The sequence below is a fragment of the Kitasatospora sp. NPDC041917 genome, from assembly GCF_055589745.1.
The window spans coordinates 243,421-257,453 of the sequence record NZ_JBVJBI010000006.1 but is presented as its reverse complement, the minus strand read 5'-3'; the positions used below and the strand labels follow the sequence as shown (position 1 = coordinate 257,453).

General features: G+C 73.3%; 15 protein-coding genes. 7 read left to right on the top strand and 8 right to left on the bottom strand.

Features of this window, described 5'->3' with window-relative positions:
* The first annotated feature begins 47 nt into the window (after window positions 1–47).
* The 3 genes from ACZ6EM_RS10010 to ACZ6EM_RS10000 all read left to right on the top strand — a co-directional run bounded on the left by ACZ6EM_RS10010 (window position 48) and on the right by ACZ6EM_RS10000 (window position 2,432).
* Window positions 48–755, top strand: a complete 708-nt coding sequence (locus tag ACZ6EM_RS10010; protein WP_465772198.1) for a 4'-phosphopantetheinyl transferase family protein — start codon at window positions 48–50, stop codon at window positions 753–755.
* Window positions 756–968: 213 nt separating this feature from the next.
* Entirely contained in the window at window positions 969–1,451 is a 483-nt protein-coding gene (locus tag ACZ6EM_RS10005; protein ID WP_359907208.1) for a hypothetical protein, read from the top strand.
* A 93-nt stretch (window positions 1,452–1,544) separates the two neighbouring features.
* Window positions 1,545–2,432, top strand: a complete 888-nt coding sequence (locus ACZ6EM_RS10000) for a helix-turn-helix domain-containing protein (RefSeq protein ID WP_465772197.1) — start codon at window positions 1,545–1,547, stop codon at window positions 2,430–2,432.
* On the opposite strand, the gene ACZ6EM_RS09995 is transcribed toward ACZ6EM_RS10000, so the two are convergent.
* Window positions 2,429–2,851 (bottom strand): hypothetical protein, encoded by a 423-nt coding sequence (locus ACZ6EM_RS09995; protein WP_452179319.1) that lies wholly within the window; start codon window positions 2,849–2,851, stop codon window positions 2,429–2,431. The genes ACZ6EM_RS10000 and ACZ6EM_RS09995 overlap by 4 nt on opposite strands.
* 156 nt (window positions 2,852–3,007) lie before the next feature.
* Window positions 3,008–4,000: an Lrp/AsnC family transcriptional regulator gene (locus tag ACZ6EM_RS09990; RefSeq protein ID WP_465772196.1), complete on the bottom strand. Its 993-nt coding sequence runs from the start codon at window positions 3,998–4,000 to the stop codon at window positions 3,008–3,010.
* A 190-nt stretch (window positions 4,001–4,190) separates the two neighbouring features.
* Between ACZ6EM_RS09990 and ACZ6EM_RS09985 the strand changes: the two genes are divergently transcribed.
* Window positions 4,191–4,994, top strand: a complete 804-nt coding sequence (locus ACZ6EM_RS09985) for an inositol monophosphatase family protein (protein ID WP_452179315.1) — start codon at window positions 4,191–4,193, stop codon at window positions 4,992–4,994.
* On the opposite strand, the gene ACZ6EM_RS09980 is transcribed toward ACZ6EM_RS09985, so the two are convergent.
* From ACZ6EM_RS09980 to ACZ6EM_RS09955, 6 genes are all read right to left on the bottom strand, one after another.
* Complete coding sequence (locus tag ACZ6EM_RS09980) at window positions 4,995–5,834, bottom strand: amidohydrolase family protein (RefSeq protein WP_359907261.1); 840 nt, start codon at window positions 5,832–5,834, stop codon at window positions 4,995–4,997. It abuts the gene before it with no gap.
* Between the two features lie 119 nt (window positions 5,835–5,953).
* The gene (locus tag ACZ6EM_RS09975; protein ID WP_380550469.1) at window positions 5,954–7,588 is read right to left on the bottom strand and encodes an acyl-CoA dehydrogenase family protein; all 1,635 of its coding nucleotides are present in this window, start codon (window positions 7,586–7,588) and stop codon (window positions 5,954–5,956) included.
* Window positions 7,572–8,273: a TetR/AcrR family transcriptional regulator gene (locus ACZ6EM_RS09970; RefSeq protein ID WP_465772195.1), complete on the bottom strand. Its 702-nt coding sequence runs from the start codon at window positions 8,271–8,273 to the stop codon at window positions 7,572–7,574. The genes ACZ6EM_RS09975 and ACZ6EM_RS09970 overlap by 17 nt, the downstream gene beginning before the upstream one ends.
* 202 nt (window positions 8,274–8,475) lie before the next feature.
* The gene (locus ACZ6EM_RS09965; protein WP_380550463.1) at window positions 8,476–9,996 is read right to left on the bottom strand and encodes a S28 family serine protease; all 1,521 of its coding nucleotides are present in this window, start codon (window positions 9,994–9,996) and stop codon (window positions 8,476–8,478) included.
* A gap of 206 nt (window positions 9,997–10,202) precedes the next feature.
* Window positions 10,203–11,057: a S1 family peptidase gene (locus ACZ6EM_RS09960; RefSeq protein WP_380550460.1), complete on the bottom strand. Its 855-nt coding sequence runs from the start codon at window positions 11,055–11,057 to the stop codon at window positions 10,203–10,205.
* Between the two features lie 395 nt (window positions 11,058–11,452).
* Complete coding sequence (locus ACZ6EM_RS09955; RefSeq protein WP_465772194.1) at window positions 11,453–12,082, bottom strand: TetR family transcriptional regulator; 630 nt, start codon at window positions 12,080–12,082, stop codon at window positions 11,453–11,455.
* Between the two features lie 120 nt (window positions 12,083–12,202).
* Between ACZ6EM_RS09955 and ACZ6EM_RS09950 the strand changes: the two genes are divergently transcribed.
* The 3 genes from ACZ6EM_RS09950 (at window position 12,203) to ACZ6EM_RS09940 (ending at window position 14,007) form a co-directional block, all read left to right on the top strand.
* Complete coding sequence (locus ACZ6EM_RS09950; protein WP_224277104.1) at window positions 12,203–12,358, top strand: hypothetical protein; 156 nt, start codon at window positions 12,203–12,205, stop codon at window positions 12,356–12,358.
* A 57-nt stretch (window positions 12,359–12,415) separates the two neighbouring features.
* Window positions 12,416–12,844, top strand: a complete 429-nt coding sequence (locus ACZ6EM_RS09945) for a hypothetical protein (RefSeq protein ID WP_465772193.1) — start codon at window positions 12,416–12,418, stop codon at window positions 12,842–12,844.
* Window positions 12,845–13,122: 278 nt separating this feature from the next.
* Window positions 13,123–14,007, top strand: a complete 885-nt coding sequence (locus ACZ6EM_RS09940; RefSeq protein ID WP_465772192.1) for a metallophosphoesterase family protein — start codon at window positions 13,123–13,125, stop codon at window positions 14,005–14,007.
* The last annotated feature ends 26 nt before the right edge of the window (window positions 14,008–14,033 follow it).

The following is a 14,033-nucleotide window of genomic DNA, read 5'->3' as shown; positions in this document are numbered from 1 at the left end:
TCCCCAGGGCGGGCGGCGACCGGCGGCGAGGGCCTAGGTTGGGAGGCATGACCACCGAGGCCCAGGAACAGAGCGCGCCGCTCGTCTCCGTCGCGTCCGCCGACGCCGTACTGCGGCATCCCGAGGCGGGCGAGCACCTGCTGACCGCCATGGAGCGGGAACGCGCCGCGCGCTTCCGGCACGAGTCCGGTCGGATCGACTTCACCGCCGGGCACCTGCTGGTCCGGCTCTGCGCCGCCCGGCTGCTCGACGTACCGGCGGCCGGCCTCGTCCTCGCCCAGCAGTGCCCGGACTGCGGGCTCGCCGACCACGGCAAGCCCTACCTGCCGGACCACCCCGGGGTGCACGTCAGCCTGTCGCACACCCGGGGCGTGGTCGCCGCCGGCGCCGGGTTCCAGCCGGTCGGGGTCGACGTCGAGCTGTCCGACCGGGGCGGCTCGCTGCGTTCGGTCGCCCGCCGGGTGCTGGCCCCGGCCGAGCTCGCCCTGGTCGAGGCCGACCCGGAGCCGGAACAGGCCTTCCTGCGGCTCTGGGTGCGCAAGGAATCGCTGATCAAGATCGGACGGGCCACCCTGGACACCCTCGGCCGGGTCGACCTCTCCGCCCTGCCGCTGTCCGTCCCGCCGGGCCCGCCGCTGCGCAGCCGGTGGGAGGACCTGCACCTGCTCGACTGGACCGACCCGGAGCACGCCGCCGCCGTGGGCGCCGTCAGCACCGCCCCACCCCGGATCGTGGAGCTCACGGCGGCGGGCTGAACGGCCGGGCCGGAGGGGGCTCGGCACCGGGACGGAGCCGGCTCGGTGCCGGAACGGGACGGGACGGGCCGAGTACCGGGCCGGAGCGGGCTCCCCGGCGCCCACCCGCGCGGTGGGCCGGGAAGTAAGCGGTGTTAGCGTGCCTGGTCGTGGGCACGCCGAACGCGGGTGCCCGCCCACCAGCTGCCCACCGGATCCAAAGGGTGCCCCGCCATGGCCAAGTTCCTGCTGAGCCTGCACGTCCTCGTGTCGGTCCTGTTCATAGGCCCGGTCGCGGTGGCCGTCAGCATGTTCCCGCGCCGGGCGAAGGCCGCGCTGGCCGGCGGCCCGGACCGGGCCTCCGACGCCGGCGTGCTGCGCGTGCTGCACCGGATCACCCAGGTCTACGCGCTGCTCGGGGTCGCGGTGCCGGTGCTGGGCATCGGCCTGGCCCAGGTGATGGACGTGCTCGGGCAGTCCTGGGTGATCGTCTCGATGGTGCTGACCGCGATCGCCGCGCTCGCCCTGCTGCTCTTCGTGCTGCCCGGCCAGCAGGCCGCGGTGGACGCGCTCGAACTCGACCCGTCGGACGAGCAGCACACCAAGGCCGTCGGCGGCCTGAAGATGCTGCCGATGACCGCCGGGGTGTTCAACCTGCTGTGGGCCGTGGTCGTGGTGCTCATGGTCATCCGCCCGGGGTCGAGCACCGGCGTCTGAGGCCCTGCTCCCCGGTCCCCTGCTCCCGCCGCGCCCTCCCGACCACCGCGCCCCCTCCCGCCGACCGGGCCCGTTCGAGTACCGTCCTGGGCCATGACGATCATGGCGGGCATGGGCAGCCCGACGGGAACCGGTGTCGGCCCGCTGCTGCGCGGCTGGCGGGAACGACGGCAGCTCAGCCAGCTGCAACTGGCACTGCGGGCGGACTCCTCGGCCCGCCACCTCAGCTTCGTCGAGAACGGCCGCTCCCGGCCGAGCCGGGAGCTGGTGCTGCGACTGGCCGAGCAACTGGACGTCCCGGTGCGCGAGCGCAACACCCTGCTGCTGGCGGCCGGTTACGCCCCGCACTATCGCGAGACACCGCTGGACGACCCGTCGATGGCCGCGCTGCGCGGCGGACTGGAACGGCTGCTGGCCGCCCACGACCCGTACCCGGCGGTCGTGGTCGACGGGTCCTTCCGGGTGCTGGCGGCCAACCGCTCGCTCGGGCTGCTCATCAACGGCGTCGCCCCTCACCTGCTGGAACCGCCGTTCAACGCGATCCGCGTCACCCTGCACCCCGACGGGCTGGCTCCGCGCATCGTCAACCTGCGGCAGTGGCGGCAGCACCTGCTGGAGCGGATGGAACGGCAGCTGGAGCTGGTCCGCGCCGAGCCGCTGCGCCGACTGTACGAGGAGGTCCGCGGCTACCCCGAACCGCCCGCCGAGGACCCGGCGGGCGGACCGACCGGGAACGGCTCGGCCGGGAACGGACCGGCCGCGGCCGGATCCGTCACGGGCGGACCGGCCGTCGACGGGTTCCCGTTCGCGCTGCCGATGCGGATCCGGCACGAGGGACGGGTGCTCTCCTTCCTCTCCACCATCGCGACCTTCAACACGCCGGTGGACGTCACCGTCTCCGAGCTGGCCATGGAGACCTTCCTCCCCGCCGACACGGAGACGGCACGGTTCCTGCAGGCCGCCGTCGGGCCCGAACGCTAGGCCCGCTCGCGGGCCTCTCGCCGCAGGGCGGTGAACTGGAGGACGGCGAACAGGGCCACCACCGCGGCCTGCATCGGGATCCAGACCGACCCGGCGGTGGTCGGCTCCAGCCACACCTCCATCGCGACCAGGCTGAGCACCACCCAGGCGAGGTTGACGTCGATCACGGTCCGCACCCCGAGCACCGGCGGCCGTCGGCGGGCGGCCAGCGCGCCGACCGCGAGCGCGTAGCCGAGGAGCAGCAGCCCGACATCGACCAGGGTGGTGCGGCCGGCGCCGAGCAGTTCGCCGAGCGGGCCGGAGAGGACCAGGTAGGCCAGGCCGTTGCCGCCGGTGACCAGGGCGTCCAGGGCGAGGGCGCCGCGCACCGTCCGGGGCGAGAGGACGGAACCGGGCCTGGCGGGGGTGAGGGTGTTCACGTGGGCGGACACGGCGGATCGCCTCCTGTCGGGGGTGGGAGCCCGGGACCGTGGCGGCCTCACCGGGTGCCACCACCCTGCCCGGTGCGGCGGCGGGCGTCGATTACCCCGCGGGTAACGGCCGTCGGGTGCCCGGCGGGAATTGTCAGACACGCCCTACGGCCTCCGGGGCGGCTGCCGGAGCAGCACGCCCGCCCGCTTCACCGCGCGGGCGGTGACGGTGGTCTCGGCGCGGGCGACGCCGAGCGGGCCGAGGGTGTCGGTGAGGAAGCGGTACAGCTCGCCGTGGTCCGGGCAGAACACCGTGGCCAGCAGGTTGGCCGGACCGCTGGTGGCGAACACCCCGTGCACCTGCGGGTGACGGGCCAGCGCCGCCCCGACCTCGGCGATCCGGCCGGGCGGCACGTCCAGCCAGAGGTTGGCGTCCACGGCCATGCCGAGCAGCCGCGGATCCACGGTGGCGTGGGTGCGCAGCAGCCCCGCCCCGTCGAGCCGGTGCAGCCGGCGGCGCACCGTGGACTCGGGCGCGCCGACGGCCGCGGCCAGCACGGCGTGGGACTGCCGGGCGTCCTCGCCCAGCCGCTCCAGCAGCGCGCGGTCGAGGCCGTCCAGCGGCGGGGGTGCGGCGGGGCGCGGGACGGCGGGCCGGGCGAGCGCCTCGGCCTCCTCCTCGGTCAGGTGCCCGGCCTGCCACTGCCCGGCGTCGGCGAAGGCGTGCAGCACCGCGTGGGTGGTGGTCTCGGTGACGGCGCCGGTCGCGGGCAACTGCCCGTACAGCAGCCGGTCGCGGGAACCGGCGTCGGTGACCATCACGGCGCCGACCTCGTGGCCGCCGAGCATCACGTCGACGAACGGGACGTCGGGGCGGTCGGCAAGGGCCTGGGCGATGGCGTCCACCCGGCCGCTCAGCACCCGGACCCGCAGCAGCAGCGCGCCCACGGCCGCGTCCTCGACGTCCGGCAGCCGGACCACCCGCAGCACCCCGGCCTGCCGCATCCGGCCCAGCCGGCGGGTGACCGTCCGCGCGGACACGCCCAGGACCTCGGCGATCCGGCCGGGCTCGGCCCGTCCGTCCACCTGGAGGGCGCACACCAGGCGGCGGTCGAGGACGTCCAGCACACTGTCCGGATCGGCGGTGGAGAGGTCCATGGTGTCCGATCCCCGTCACTCTCGGCGGCTTCTGCGTCCTGTTCGGCAGCCCTGACGGTACTCCTTGTCCCGGGCGGCCGGAGCACACCGGCCCCGAGCCCCGGTCGGAAGCTCCGGTCCGGGGGCTCCGGTCCGGGGGCTCCGGTCGGGGCCCCGGCCCGGGGTGAGGAATCGAGGAGGAGGAGTCACCGTGACGAACGAGCTGTGGACGCTGGCGGAGGGTGTGGAGGCCGCGGTGCGGGAGGTCGGTGCGGGGCTGGCCGCACGCCGGTCCGCCGACCCGGTCCCCGCCCGGACCGCCGAGGAGGCCGCGGCCCGCTTCGCCGAACTGGACGGCCCGGCCGCCGCCGTACTGCGGGAGCGGCTGACGGCACTGCACCCGCAGGCCGGCTGGGTGCCCGAGGAACTGGACGGGTCGGTGCCCGCCGAGGGCGAGTGGTGGCTGTGCGACGCGACCGACGGCGCGGTGCAGTACCTGCTCGGGCAGCCGCACTGGGCGGTGACCGCCACACTGGTCCGGGACGGCGCGGCGGTGCTGGCCGTGGTGCACGCCCCGGAACAGGACGGCCGCACCTACCGGGCGGTGCTCGGCGGCGGCGCCGAGCTGGACGGACGGCCGATCGCGCCCCTGGAACGGGAGTTGGCCGTCACCGTCGCCGCCACCAGCCAGCCGCCCCGGGTGGCCGCCGACCCGGTGGCGCTGCGCCGGGCGGGCGAGTCGCTGTCCGCGATGGCGGGTGCCGTCCTGGCGGTGCGCAACCTCGGCCCCACCGCGCTCCAGGTGGCCCAGGTCGGCTCCGGCCACCTGGCGCTGTTCTGGGAGTACGGCCTCGACGCGGGCAACCTGCTGCCCGGCGCGCTGATCGCGCGCGAGGCGGGCGCCGCGGTGACGGACGCCGCCGGGTCGGCCTGGACGACCGGCTCCGACGGCTTCCTCGCCGCCGCGCCCGGGCTGCACGCCCGGGCGCTGGAACTGCTGCGGACGGTGCGGTGATCAGTCCTCGGGCTTGATGCCGAAGAGGGCGGCCGCGTTGTCGTGGCAGACCGCCCGCAGCCACTCCTCCCCCAGCCCCAGCCCGGCCAGCGCCTCCAGCTGGTGCACGTACCGGTACGGGATGTTGGGGAAGTCGCTGCCGAGCAGGACGCGCTCCCGGAGCCCGCGCAGGCGCGGCAGCTCCCCGCGCGGGAACGGGACGTCGGCCTCGGCGAAGTCGGTGAACGCGATGGTCGTGTCCAGCCGGACGGCCGGGTGGCGCTCGGCCAGGTCGAGGAAGCCGCGGTACTCGGGCATCCCGAGATGGGCGACCACCAGGACCAGACCGGGGTGCCGCTCCAGCACCGCACCGATCGGGCCGGGGCCGGTGAACCTGCCCGGCACCGGCCCGGACCCGCAGTGGGTGACCACCGGGGTGCCGGTCTCGGCGAGCAGCCCCCAGACCTCGTCCAGCAGCGGGTCCGCCGGATCGTAGCCGCCGACCTGGAGGTGCGCCTTGAACACCCGGGCACCGTCCTCGATCGCCCGGGCCACGTAGCCGGGCGCCCCGGGCTCGGGGAAGAAGGTCGCGGTGTGCAGGCACTCCGGGGTGCGGGCGGCGAATTCGGCGGCCCAGGCGTTCAGCCAGCCGGCCATGCCGGGCTTGTGCGGGTAGAGCATGGACGTGAACGCCCGGACGCCGAAGTCCCGCAGCCGGCGGACCCGTTGTTCCTCCGCCTCGCGGTAGGTGATCGGCCAGGGCCGGTTCACCAGCGGGCCGGCCGCGTCGAAGTACGCCCACACCTTGTCGAGGACGTTCTTCGGCATGAAGTGGGTGTGCACGTCGATCAGCCCGGGCAGGCCGAGCTCCTGCCAGAACCGCCGTACGCCGTAAGCTTCCTGACCGCCCGCCCGGTCCTGGTCGTTCTCCCGACCCTGGTCGCTCGCCCGGTCCTGGTCGCTCGCCCGGTCCTGACCGCTCACACGATCACCGGGCGGGCGCGGTCGATGATCGCCGCGGTGTCGACCCCGGCCGGCAGGGTGCCGAAGGCCGCGCCGTGGTCGCCGCCCAGCCGACTCGCGCAGAACGCGTCGGCCACCGCCGGGCTGCCGTACCGGACCAGCAGCGAGCCCTGGAACGCCAGCGCCATCGACTCGACCAGCCGGCGGGTGCGGTACTCCAGGTCGCCCAGGTCGGTCAGCTCCTTGCGCAGCGCGGCGACGGCCGCGTCCAGCCGGCGGTCCGCGCCCGCGGCGGCGTCGAGTTCGCCCAGGAAGGCCTCGACGCTCTCCGGGCGCTTGGCCATGGCACGCAGCGCGTCCAGGGCGGCGACGTTGCCGGAGCCCTCCCAGATCGACACCAGCGGCGCCTCCCGGTAGAGCCGGGGCATCCCGGACTCCTCGACGTAGCCGTTGCCGCCCAGGCACTCCAGCGCCTCGGCGGAGTGCGCCGGACCGCGCTTGCACACCCAGTACTTGGCCACCGCCAGGCCCAGCCGCCGGACCAGCGCCTCGTTCCCGTCCCCGGCGAGGGTCAGGTCGGTGGCCCGGGCGAGCCGCATGGCCGTGATCGTGGCCGCCTCGGACTCCACCACCAGGTCGGCGAGCACGTTGCGCATCAGCGGCTGGTCGACCAGCGCCTTGCCGAACGCCCGCCGGTGCAGGGCGTGGTGGACCGCCCGGGTGGCGCCGTAGCGCATGCCGGAGGCCGCGCCGATGGTGCAGTCCAGCCGGGTCATGTTGACCATCTCGATGATGGTCGGGACGCCCCGGCCCTCCTCACCGACCAGCAGGCCGACCGCACCGTCGTACTCCAGCTCGGCCGAGGCGTTGGACTTGTTGCCGAGCTTGTCCTTGAGCCGCATCAGCTGGAGGCGGTTGCGGCTGCCGTCCGGCAGGACGCGCGGCAGCACGAAGCAGCTGAGGCCGCCCGGGGCCTGGGCGAGGGTCAGGAAGAGGTCGGACATCGGCGCCGAGGTGAACCACTTGTGGCCGGTGAGGCGGTAGGTGCCGTCGGCGTGCGGGACGGCGGTGGTGGTGTTGGTGCGGACGTCCGAGCCGCCCTGCTTCTCCGTCATCGACATGCCGGCGATCAGCCCGCGCTTGGTGCGCGGCTCGCGCAGCCCGAAGTCGTACTCTCGCGCGGCCAGCAGCGGCTCCAGCTCGGCGGCCAGCGCCGGGTTGGCGCGCAGCGCCGGGACGGCGGCGTAGGTCATCGAGACCGGGCAGGTGTGACCGGCCTCGACCTGGCCCCAGACGAAGAACCTGGCGGCACGGGCGGAGTGGGCACCGGGGCGCTCGTCGCGCCAGGGCGCGGCGTGCAGGCCGTACGAGACGGCGGTGCGCATCAGCTCGTGCCAGGACGGGTGGAACTCGACCTCGTCGATGCGGTGGCCGAAGCGGTCGTGGGTGCGCAGCACCGGCGGGTTCTCGTTGGCCAGCCGGCCCCACTCGGCGGCCTGCTCGGAACCGGCCAGCCGGCCCAGCTCGCGCAGCTCGGGCTCGGCCCAGCCGGCGTCGGCCCGCCGGAGGGCGTCGAGCAGGGTGGGGTCGGCGGCGGTGTCGTGGCCGTACGGCAGGGGCACCTGGTTGGTGACCTCATGCGTCGCTGTCATCGCGTCCTCCCAGGGCACGCAGGGTGAAGGAGACCAGGGCGGGGACCACCGCGGTGCTGTCGCTCCTGGTGGCGCCGCTGGTGGTAATGCTGCTGGTGGTGGCGCTGCTGCTGCTGGTGGTGCCGTCGCCGCGCTCGGGCCCGGCGGCGACCGGTGCGGCCGCGAGCGGGCCGGCCAGGGCCTCGCCGACCGCGCCGACCAGGGCGGCGGCGGTCAGTACCGGATCCTGCTCGGGCAGTTCGCCGCTCGCCACGGCGGCGGCGATCTCGGTGGCGATCACGTCCCGGAACGCCCGCCGGAACACCAGGCGCTCCTCGTCCACGACCGCGTCGGCCGGCTCGACCAGCAGCGCGTACGCCAGCCGGGGCACGCGCAGGGCACGGGCGGCGAAGGTCTCGACCACGGCGGCGATCCGCTGCCGCGGGGTGTCCCGGAGGGCGACGGCGGCGTTGACCGCGTCGATCTCGTGCGTGACCACCCGGCGGAAGAGCTGCACCGACAGCTCGGCCTTGCCGGAGAAGTGCTGGTAGAGGCTGCCGGTGGCGATCCCGGCGCGGTCCGCCACGGCGGCCATCGTGCAGCCGCCGTAGCCGCGCTCGGCGAGCAGGCCGACCGCCGACTGGAGCACCGCTTCCCGCTGGGCGTCCAGGCGGGCTTGTACGGCGGGGGTGCGTCGGTAGGCCATGGAAGCATTGAAGCACTGATTCACTGCTTCGGGGAGGGGGCGACCCGACCGTTTCCCGGCCCTGTGTCCCGGCCCCGCGTTCGCGCTTCCGGAACGGCTCCGCGGCCTGATGCTTCCGGGACGACGCGAGGAGGCCGCCCCCCGCGTACCAGGGGGCGGCCTCCTCCTCGTGCTTCGTGGCGCGGCCTACTGCGCGCGAGCGCTACAGCGGGCGGCGCTCCTGCTCCAGCCGCTGGCCCTCGACGTCGAGCGGGCCGAACTCCGCGCCCGCCTGCGGCGACTTGGCGAGCGAACGGGCGGCGTTGGGGTCACCCAGGCCCGCCCACTCCAGCACCTTGGCGGTGGCCTCCGCCGACTGCGCGGCCGGCAGCTGCTCGATCTTCGAGCCGTGGTTGCCACCGGGCACGGTGTAGACGTAGCTGTCCTCGCTGCCCCGGCCGAGACGGAACGGCTTGGCGCCCCACGGGTCGTTGCCGCCGTAGACGTACATGATCCGCTCGCCCTCGCGCTTCACCCAGCGGTCGATGTCGGGCATCGCGTTCGGGTTGAAGACGGTCGGGATCTCCTTCGGCACGTAGCTGCGGACCGAGTAGAGCTCCTTGTAGTCGTAGTGCAGCACGCCATTGAGGTGCGAGACGTCGAAGAACGGCGCACCCAGCTCGGTCGCGGCCTGGTAGTAGTACGCGGTGTACTTCGCCAGCGACTGGTCGCTGTTGCCGGTGATGCCGGACTGCGAGTCGAACCAGGCGTACAGCTCGTCGTCGGTCGCGGTGGCGGCCACCGGGACCTTGGCGCAGTCCGCCTCCAGGCTGTACTGCCAGAACGCCCAGACCACGTCCAGCACACCGGCCTCGTAGGCGCGGTCCGGGGTGCCGAGGGTGTTGAAGGTGGACCCGGCCGCCGTGTTGTCGGCGACGAAGCGGGCCTCCAGGCGGTCGCGGCGCACCAGCAGCTCACGCTGGGCGGCGTTCAGCCTGGCCCGGCACTCGGGGGTGCCGACGGTCCGGAAGAACTCGCTGTACGCCGCGTAGTCGTTGACGTTCGTGTTGTTCGGCGCGACGTAGGCGATCGTGCCGGCCACGTCGTCCGGGTAGAAGCGGCGGTAGAAGGTGGAGGACATGCCGCCCTTGCTGGCGCCGGTGGACAGCCACTCCTCCTGGTAGATCCGCTTGAGCGCGGTCACCAGCCGGTGCGAGTCCGCGGCGCCCTGGCGGATGCCGGCCTTGGACCAGTCCGCCGGGTTCGGGCGGGAGGGGGTGAAGAACCGGTACTCGATGGACACCTGGTTGCCGTCCACCAGCCGGGTCGGCTCGGTGCGGGACGGGTTGGTGCCCAGGGTGTAGCCGTTGGTGTAGAAGACGGTCGGGCGGTCGTAGCCGCGGTGCAGCAGGCTGAAGCGCTGCTGGAAGGTGCCCAGCCAGGGGCGGTTGTGGTCGATCGGCTGGGTGTACGTGGCGATGAAGTAGCGGTGACCGGTGGTGGTCGGCTTCTCCTCGGTGATGGTCACCCCGGGGATCGCCGCCAGACGGTCCTTGATGTCGGCGGTCGGGTCGTCGGCGGGGCTCCGGCCGTGGCGGGACCCGTTGCCCTGGCCGTCCTGCGCCCCCTGGGCACCCTGCGCGCCCTGGCCGTCGGCGGCGGACGCCGGGCTCGCCAGGCCGCCGAACGCGAGCAGCGGTATCAGCAGGGCCGACACCAGCAGCCTTCTCACGGTGGTGGTCATCAACTCTCCATCTGTTCAACTGACATGAATGCCGCCTGCCGGTGCGGCCGTGCGGCGCGGGTCGTGCTGGTCGTGCTGGTCGTGCTGGTCGTGCGGATAGTGCAGGTGGTGCGGTGGCCGACCGATGGACGGCCGAATGGGCCACCCGCCGTTCGCGGATGGCCCATCGGGAGAAACGTGCTGGTCAGCGGGGTTGTCCTGGCTTCCTACGGGCGGGGCAGGGTGCAGCCGGGGAGGGTGAGGTCGAAGCGGTTGCCGGCGGCGAAGCAGGCCGGGATCCCGTAGGTCTCCTGGGCGTAGCCGATGCCAGGACGAACCGTCACGGCACCGTTCTGGTCGACCTCACAGGGGTTGTCCAGGGTGCAGGTCTCGCCGCTCTCGTTGATCGTGTTGTTGACGGCGACCACCTGGCCGGTCGAGGCGTCGACCACCGGCGAGCCGGAGGTGCCGCCGATCACGTTGCAGGTGGAGGTGTAGCGGACCGAGTCCTTGAAGGTCCAGTCGGCTTCCTTCAGTCGGTAGGCGAAGCCGTCGACCGAGCAGGAGTAGATCTTCTTCCAGTAGCCGGAGACGACCCGGATCGAGGTGCCCTGGACCGGGTGGGTGGCGGCGAGGGTCAACGGGGCTATCCCGTACCGGGACTGGATCGACGCGTAGGTGGTGTTCAGCTGGTAGATCGACACGTCGGTGTCGGTCATCGCGCCGTAGACGATCTTGGTCGCACGTAGTGTGGCCGCGCTGCCGCCGCTCGCGTTGAGCAGGGTGAAGCTCCGGCTGGAGGACCGGTTGAGGACGACCTGGCCCGGACCGGGCATACCGGTCTCCAGGCAGTGGCCGTTGGAGAGCACGAGGGCCGGGTCGCTCGCGGCCGAACCGGGCATCCGCACCAGCGAGCCGGAGCAGTTGCTGAGCGCGACCGTCCCGGCGAAGGTGACGGCGGCGACAGGCTTGGCGGCGGGCTTGGCGGCCGTGGCTGCGGCCTGGGCCGGAACGGCTCCGACGAAGGCGGTGGCCCCGGCGACCAGGAGTGTGGCAACCGTGCCTATGAGCGGCTTCTTCATGAGAGACCTCTCGGTGTGGGGGGGTCCACGGGTGGGGGTCCACCAAAGCTGTCGCGGACATGACCCACTGTCAAGAGTCAAAGCAACACCAAGAACCTCCCAAGACGCATTGGCCGGTTACCGCCGCCGCTCGGCACGCGGTCCGGAGTACGGACCGGAGTGCGGACCGGAGTGCGGAGCGAAGTGCGGAGCGAAGTGCGGAGCGAAGTGCGGACCGGCACGCGATCCGGGACACAGGCCGAATCGCGGCCGGATCCACAGCCGGTTCACGGGCCGCGCGAGCCGGATCGCGGGCCGGCCGGGCCGGAACACCGCTGGATTCACAACCCCACCGCGGGCCGGCCACGCGCCGGCCACGGGTCTCCGCCGGCCGGTCAACTGCCGCGCCCCTACGGTCAACCCGCCTGCCAGCGCTCCCGGCCGAGGCTGATCAGGCGCAGTTGGAAGCGCGCGGTGGCGGCGATCCGCCGCTCCCGCGCCGGGTCCGTCTCCAGCGCCTCCAGGAAGGCGGCGGCCGTGGAGACCATGTGGTCGACGTACAGCTCGGCGAGCATCCGCAGGTCCCGCTCGCTCCACCCCCGTGACTCCGGCTGCAGCGCCAGGGCGGCTCCCACCTCGGCGGCGAAGCGGCCGAGTTCGGCATCGATCGCCTCCCGCACCTGCCGGACCCCGCCGTGCCGCTCACGCGCCAGGAAGCGGACGTGCCCCCGGTGCTCGCGGACGTGTCGTTCGATCACGTCCACCGCACGGTCGATCAGCTCGTCGGCACCACCGGCCTCGGTGAGCACCGCACGGATCATGATGTGCAGGCTGGCCAACGACTCCTCGACCAGTGCCACCCCGAGGGCCGCGAGGTCCGGGAAGTGCCGGTAGAAGGCGGCCGGGGAGAGCCCCGCCTCGCGGGTGACCTCGCGAACGCCCAGGCTCGCCAGGTTCTGATCGGCCAACAGGTGCAGTCCGGCGTCCAGCAAGGCCCGCCGACTCTGCTGCTTCTGGGCCTGCCTGGCCCCAACGGTGTGACTCACGCCATTCAGTAAACAATCGTTTGCTGAACTTGGCCAGCCGAGCGTACAGTGGGGCCGAAGTCAGTGAACACTTGTCAACCCAAATCGGCGCAGTCCCAGCCGCAGCCGAAGGAGCCAGCCGTGATCCTGTTCTCCGCCCTGGTCGCCATGGGTGTCCTGATCGGCACCGCCGCCCACACCTCGCTCCCGGTCTTCCTCGCCGCCTCCGCCGGCATCACCGCCTGGCTGCTCGCCTTCGGCGCCCGCGAGGGCATCGCCCGCCTCCGGCACCGCTGACCCGGCCGCTCCGCGGACCGCACCCGCGGCCACTCCACAGAGAGGACCCGCACCACCATGAGCACCGTCACCGGCCACCCGGCCGCCTCGCTTCCGACCACCGTCCGGCGGATCGTCAGCCGCCCGGCGAGCCTCGGCCAGGCGACCGACCGCCAGGCGGACATCCGCCGGACGACCGACCCTCAGGTACCTGACCGCCAGGGATCCGACCATCAGGGAACCGACCGTCAGGAACCGAACCGCCAGGGAACCGCCGAGGCCGACGGCCTCGCCATCGCCTCCTTCCTCCTCGGCCTGCCCGGCCTGCTGCTGTTCAACATCGTCCTCGGGCCGATCGCCATCACCCTGGCCACGCTGGCGTTGGTCCGCGGCACCAGCCGGCGCGGCCGCGCCCTCCTGGGCCTGGCCCTCGGCATCGCCTCACTGGCGATCCTCGCCGTCACCCTCGTCACCTCCCACGGGGCGCTCATCGACATCGGCTCCTGAATCCGGCCCAACTCCCCTTCCGTTCCTGGCTCCTGTACTCGCCCCTCGCTGCTCTCCGTTCCCGATCCGCCCTTCGCCCTTGATGCGCCCAGCGATTCACCCAGCGATTCACCCGGCGACGCGCCCAGCGATGCGCCGACGGTTCTCGTAGCGGCTCACTCGGCGGATCCCGACTGCCGGAGCGACTGTTCGAACGACTGATCCCGTCAACCCGCCCCGTTCCCCCGGCCCGCCCCGTAGGGTGGGCCCCATCGGCCGGACGACCTCAGGGGGCAGGAGTGACTACGGAGAACCGCAGCGACGCACAGCCGGAACGACCCACCCCAACGGGTGGACGGCTGCTCGCCGTAAGCGATCTGCACATCTCCTACCAGGAGAACCGCGACCTGGTGGAGAAGCTCCAGCCCTCCCACCCCGGCGACTGGCTGCTCGTCGCCGGTGACGTCGCCGAGCTCACCACCAGCATCGAGTGGGCCCTCGGCCTGCTCGCCGAGCGCTTCGCCCGCGTGGTGTGGGTGCCCGGCAACCACGAGCTGTGGACCCACCCCGAGGACCCGGTCCAGCTGCGCGGGGTGGCCCGCTACGAGCACCTGGTGGAACGCTGCCGCCGGCTCGGTGTGGTGACCCCCGAGGACCCGTACCCGGTCTGGGAGGGCCCCGGTGGTCCGGTCCGCATCGTCCCGCTCTTCCTCCTCTACGACTACACCTTCCGTGCGCCGGGCACGACCACCAAGGAAGCCTCCCTGGCGGCCGCCTACGAGACCGGCGTCGTCTGCGCGGACGAGCGGATGCTCTACCCGGACCCGTTCCCGGACCGCGACTCCTGGTGCCGCGAGCGCGTCCGGCTGACCGAGAAGCGGCTGGCGGCCTGCGACCCGGACGTCCCGCTGGTCTTCGTCAACCACTACCCGCTGGTCCGCCAGCCCACCGATATCCTCTGGTACCCCGAGTTCGCCCAGTGGTGCGGGACCGAGCTGACCGCAGACTGGCACACCCGGTTCAACACCGCGGCGATGATCTACGGCCACCTCCACATCCCGCGCCGGACCACCTACGACGGCGTCCCGTTCACGGAGGTCTCGCTCGGCTACCCGCGCGAGTGGCGCAAGCGCGGACTGCCGAACCCCCTGCTGCGGGAGGTCTTCCCGCAGACGGCGGACTGAGCATCCGGTTCAGCCGCTCCCACCTC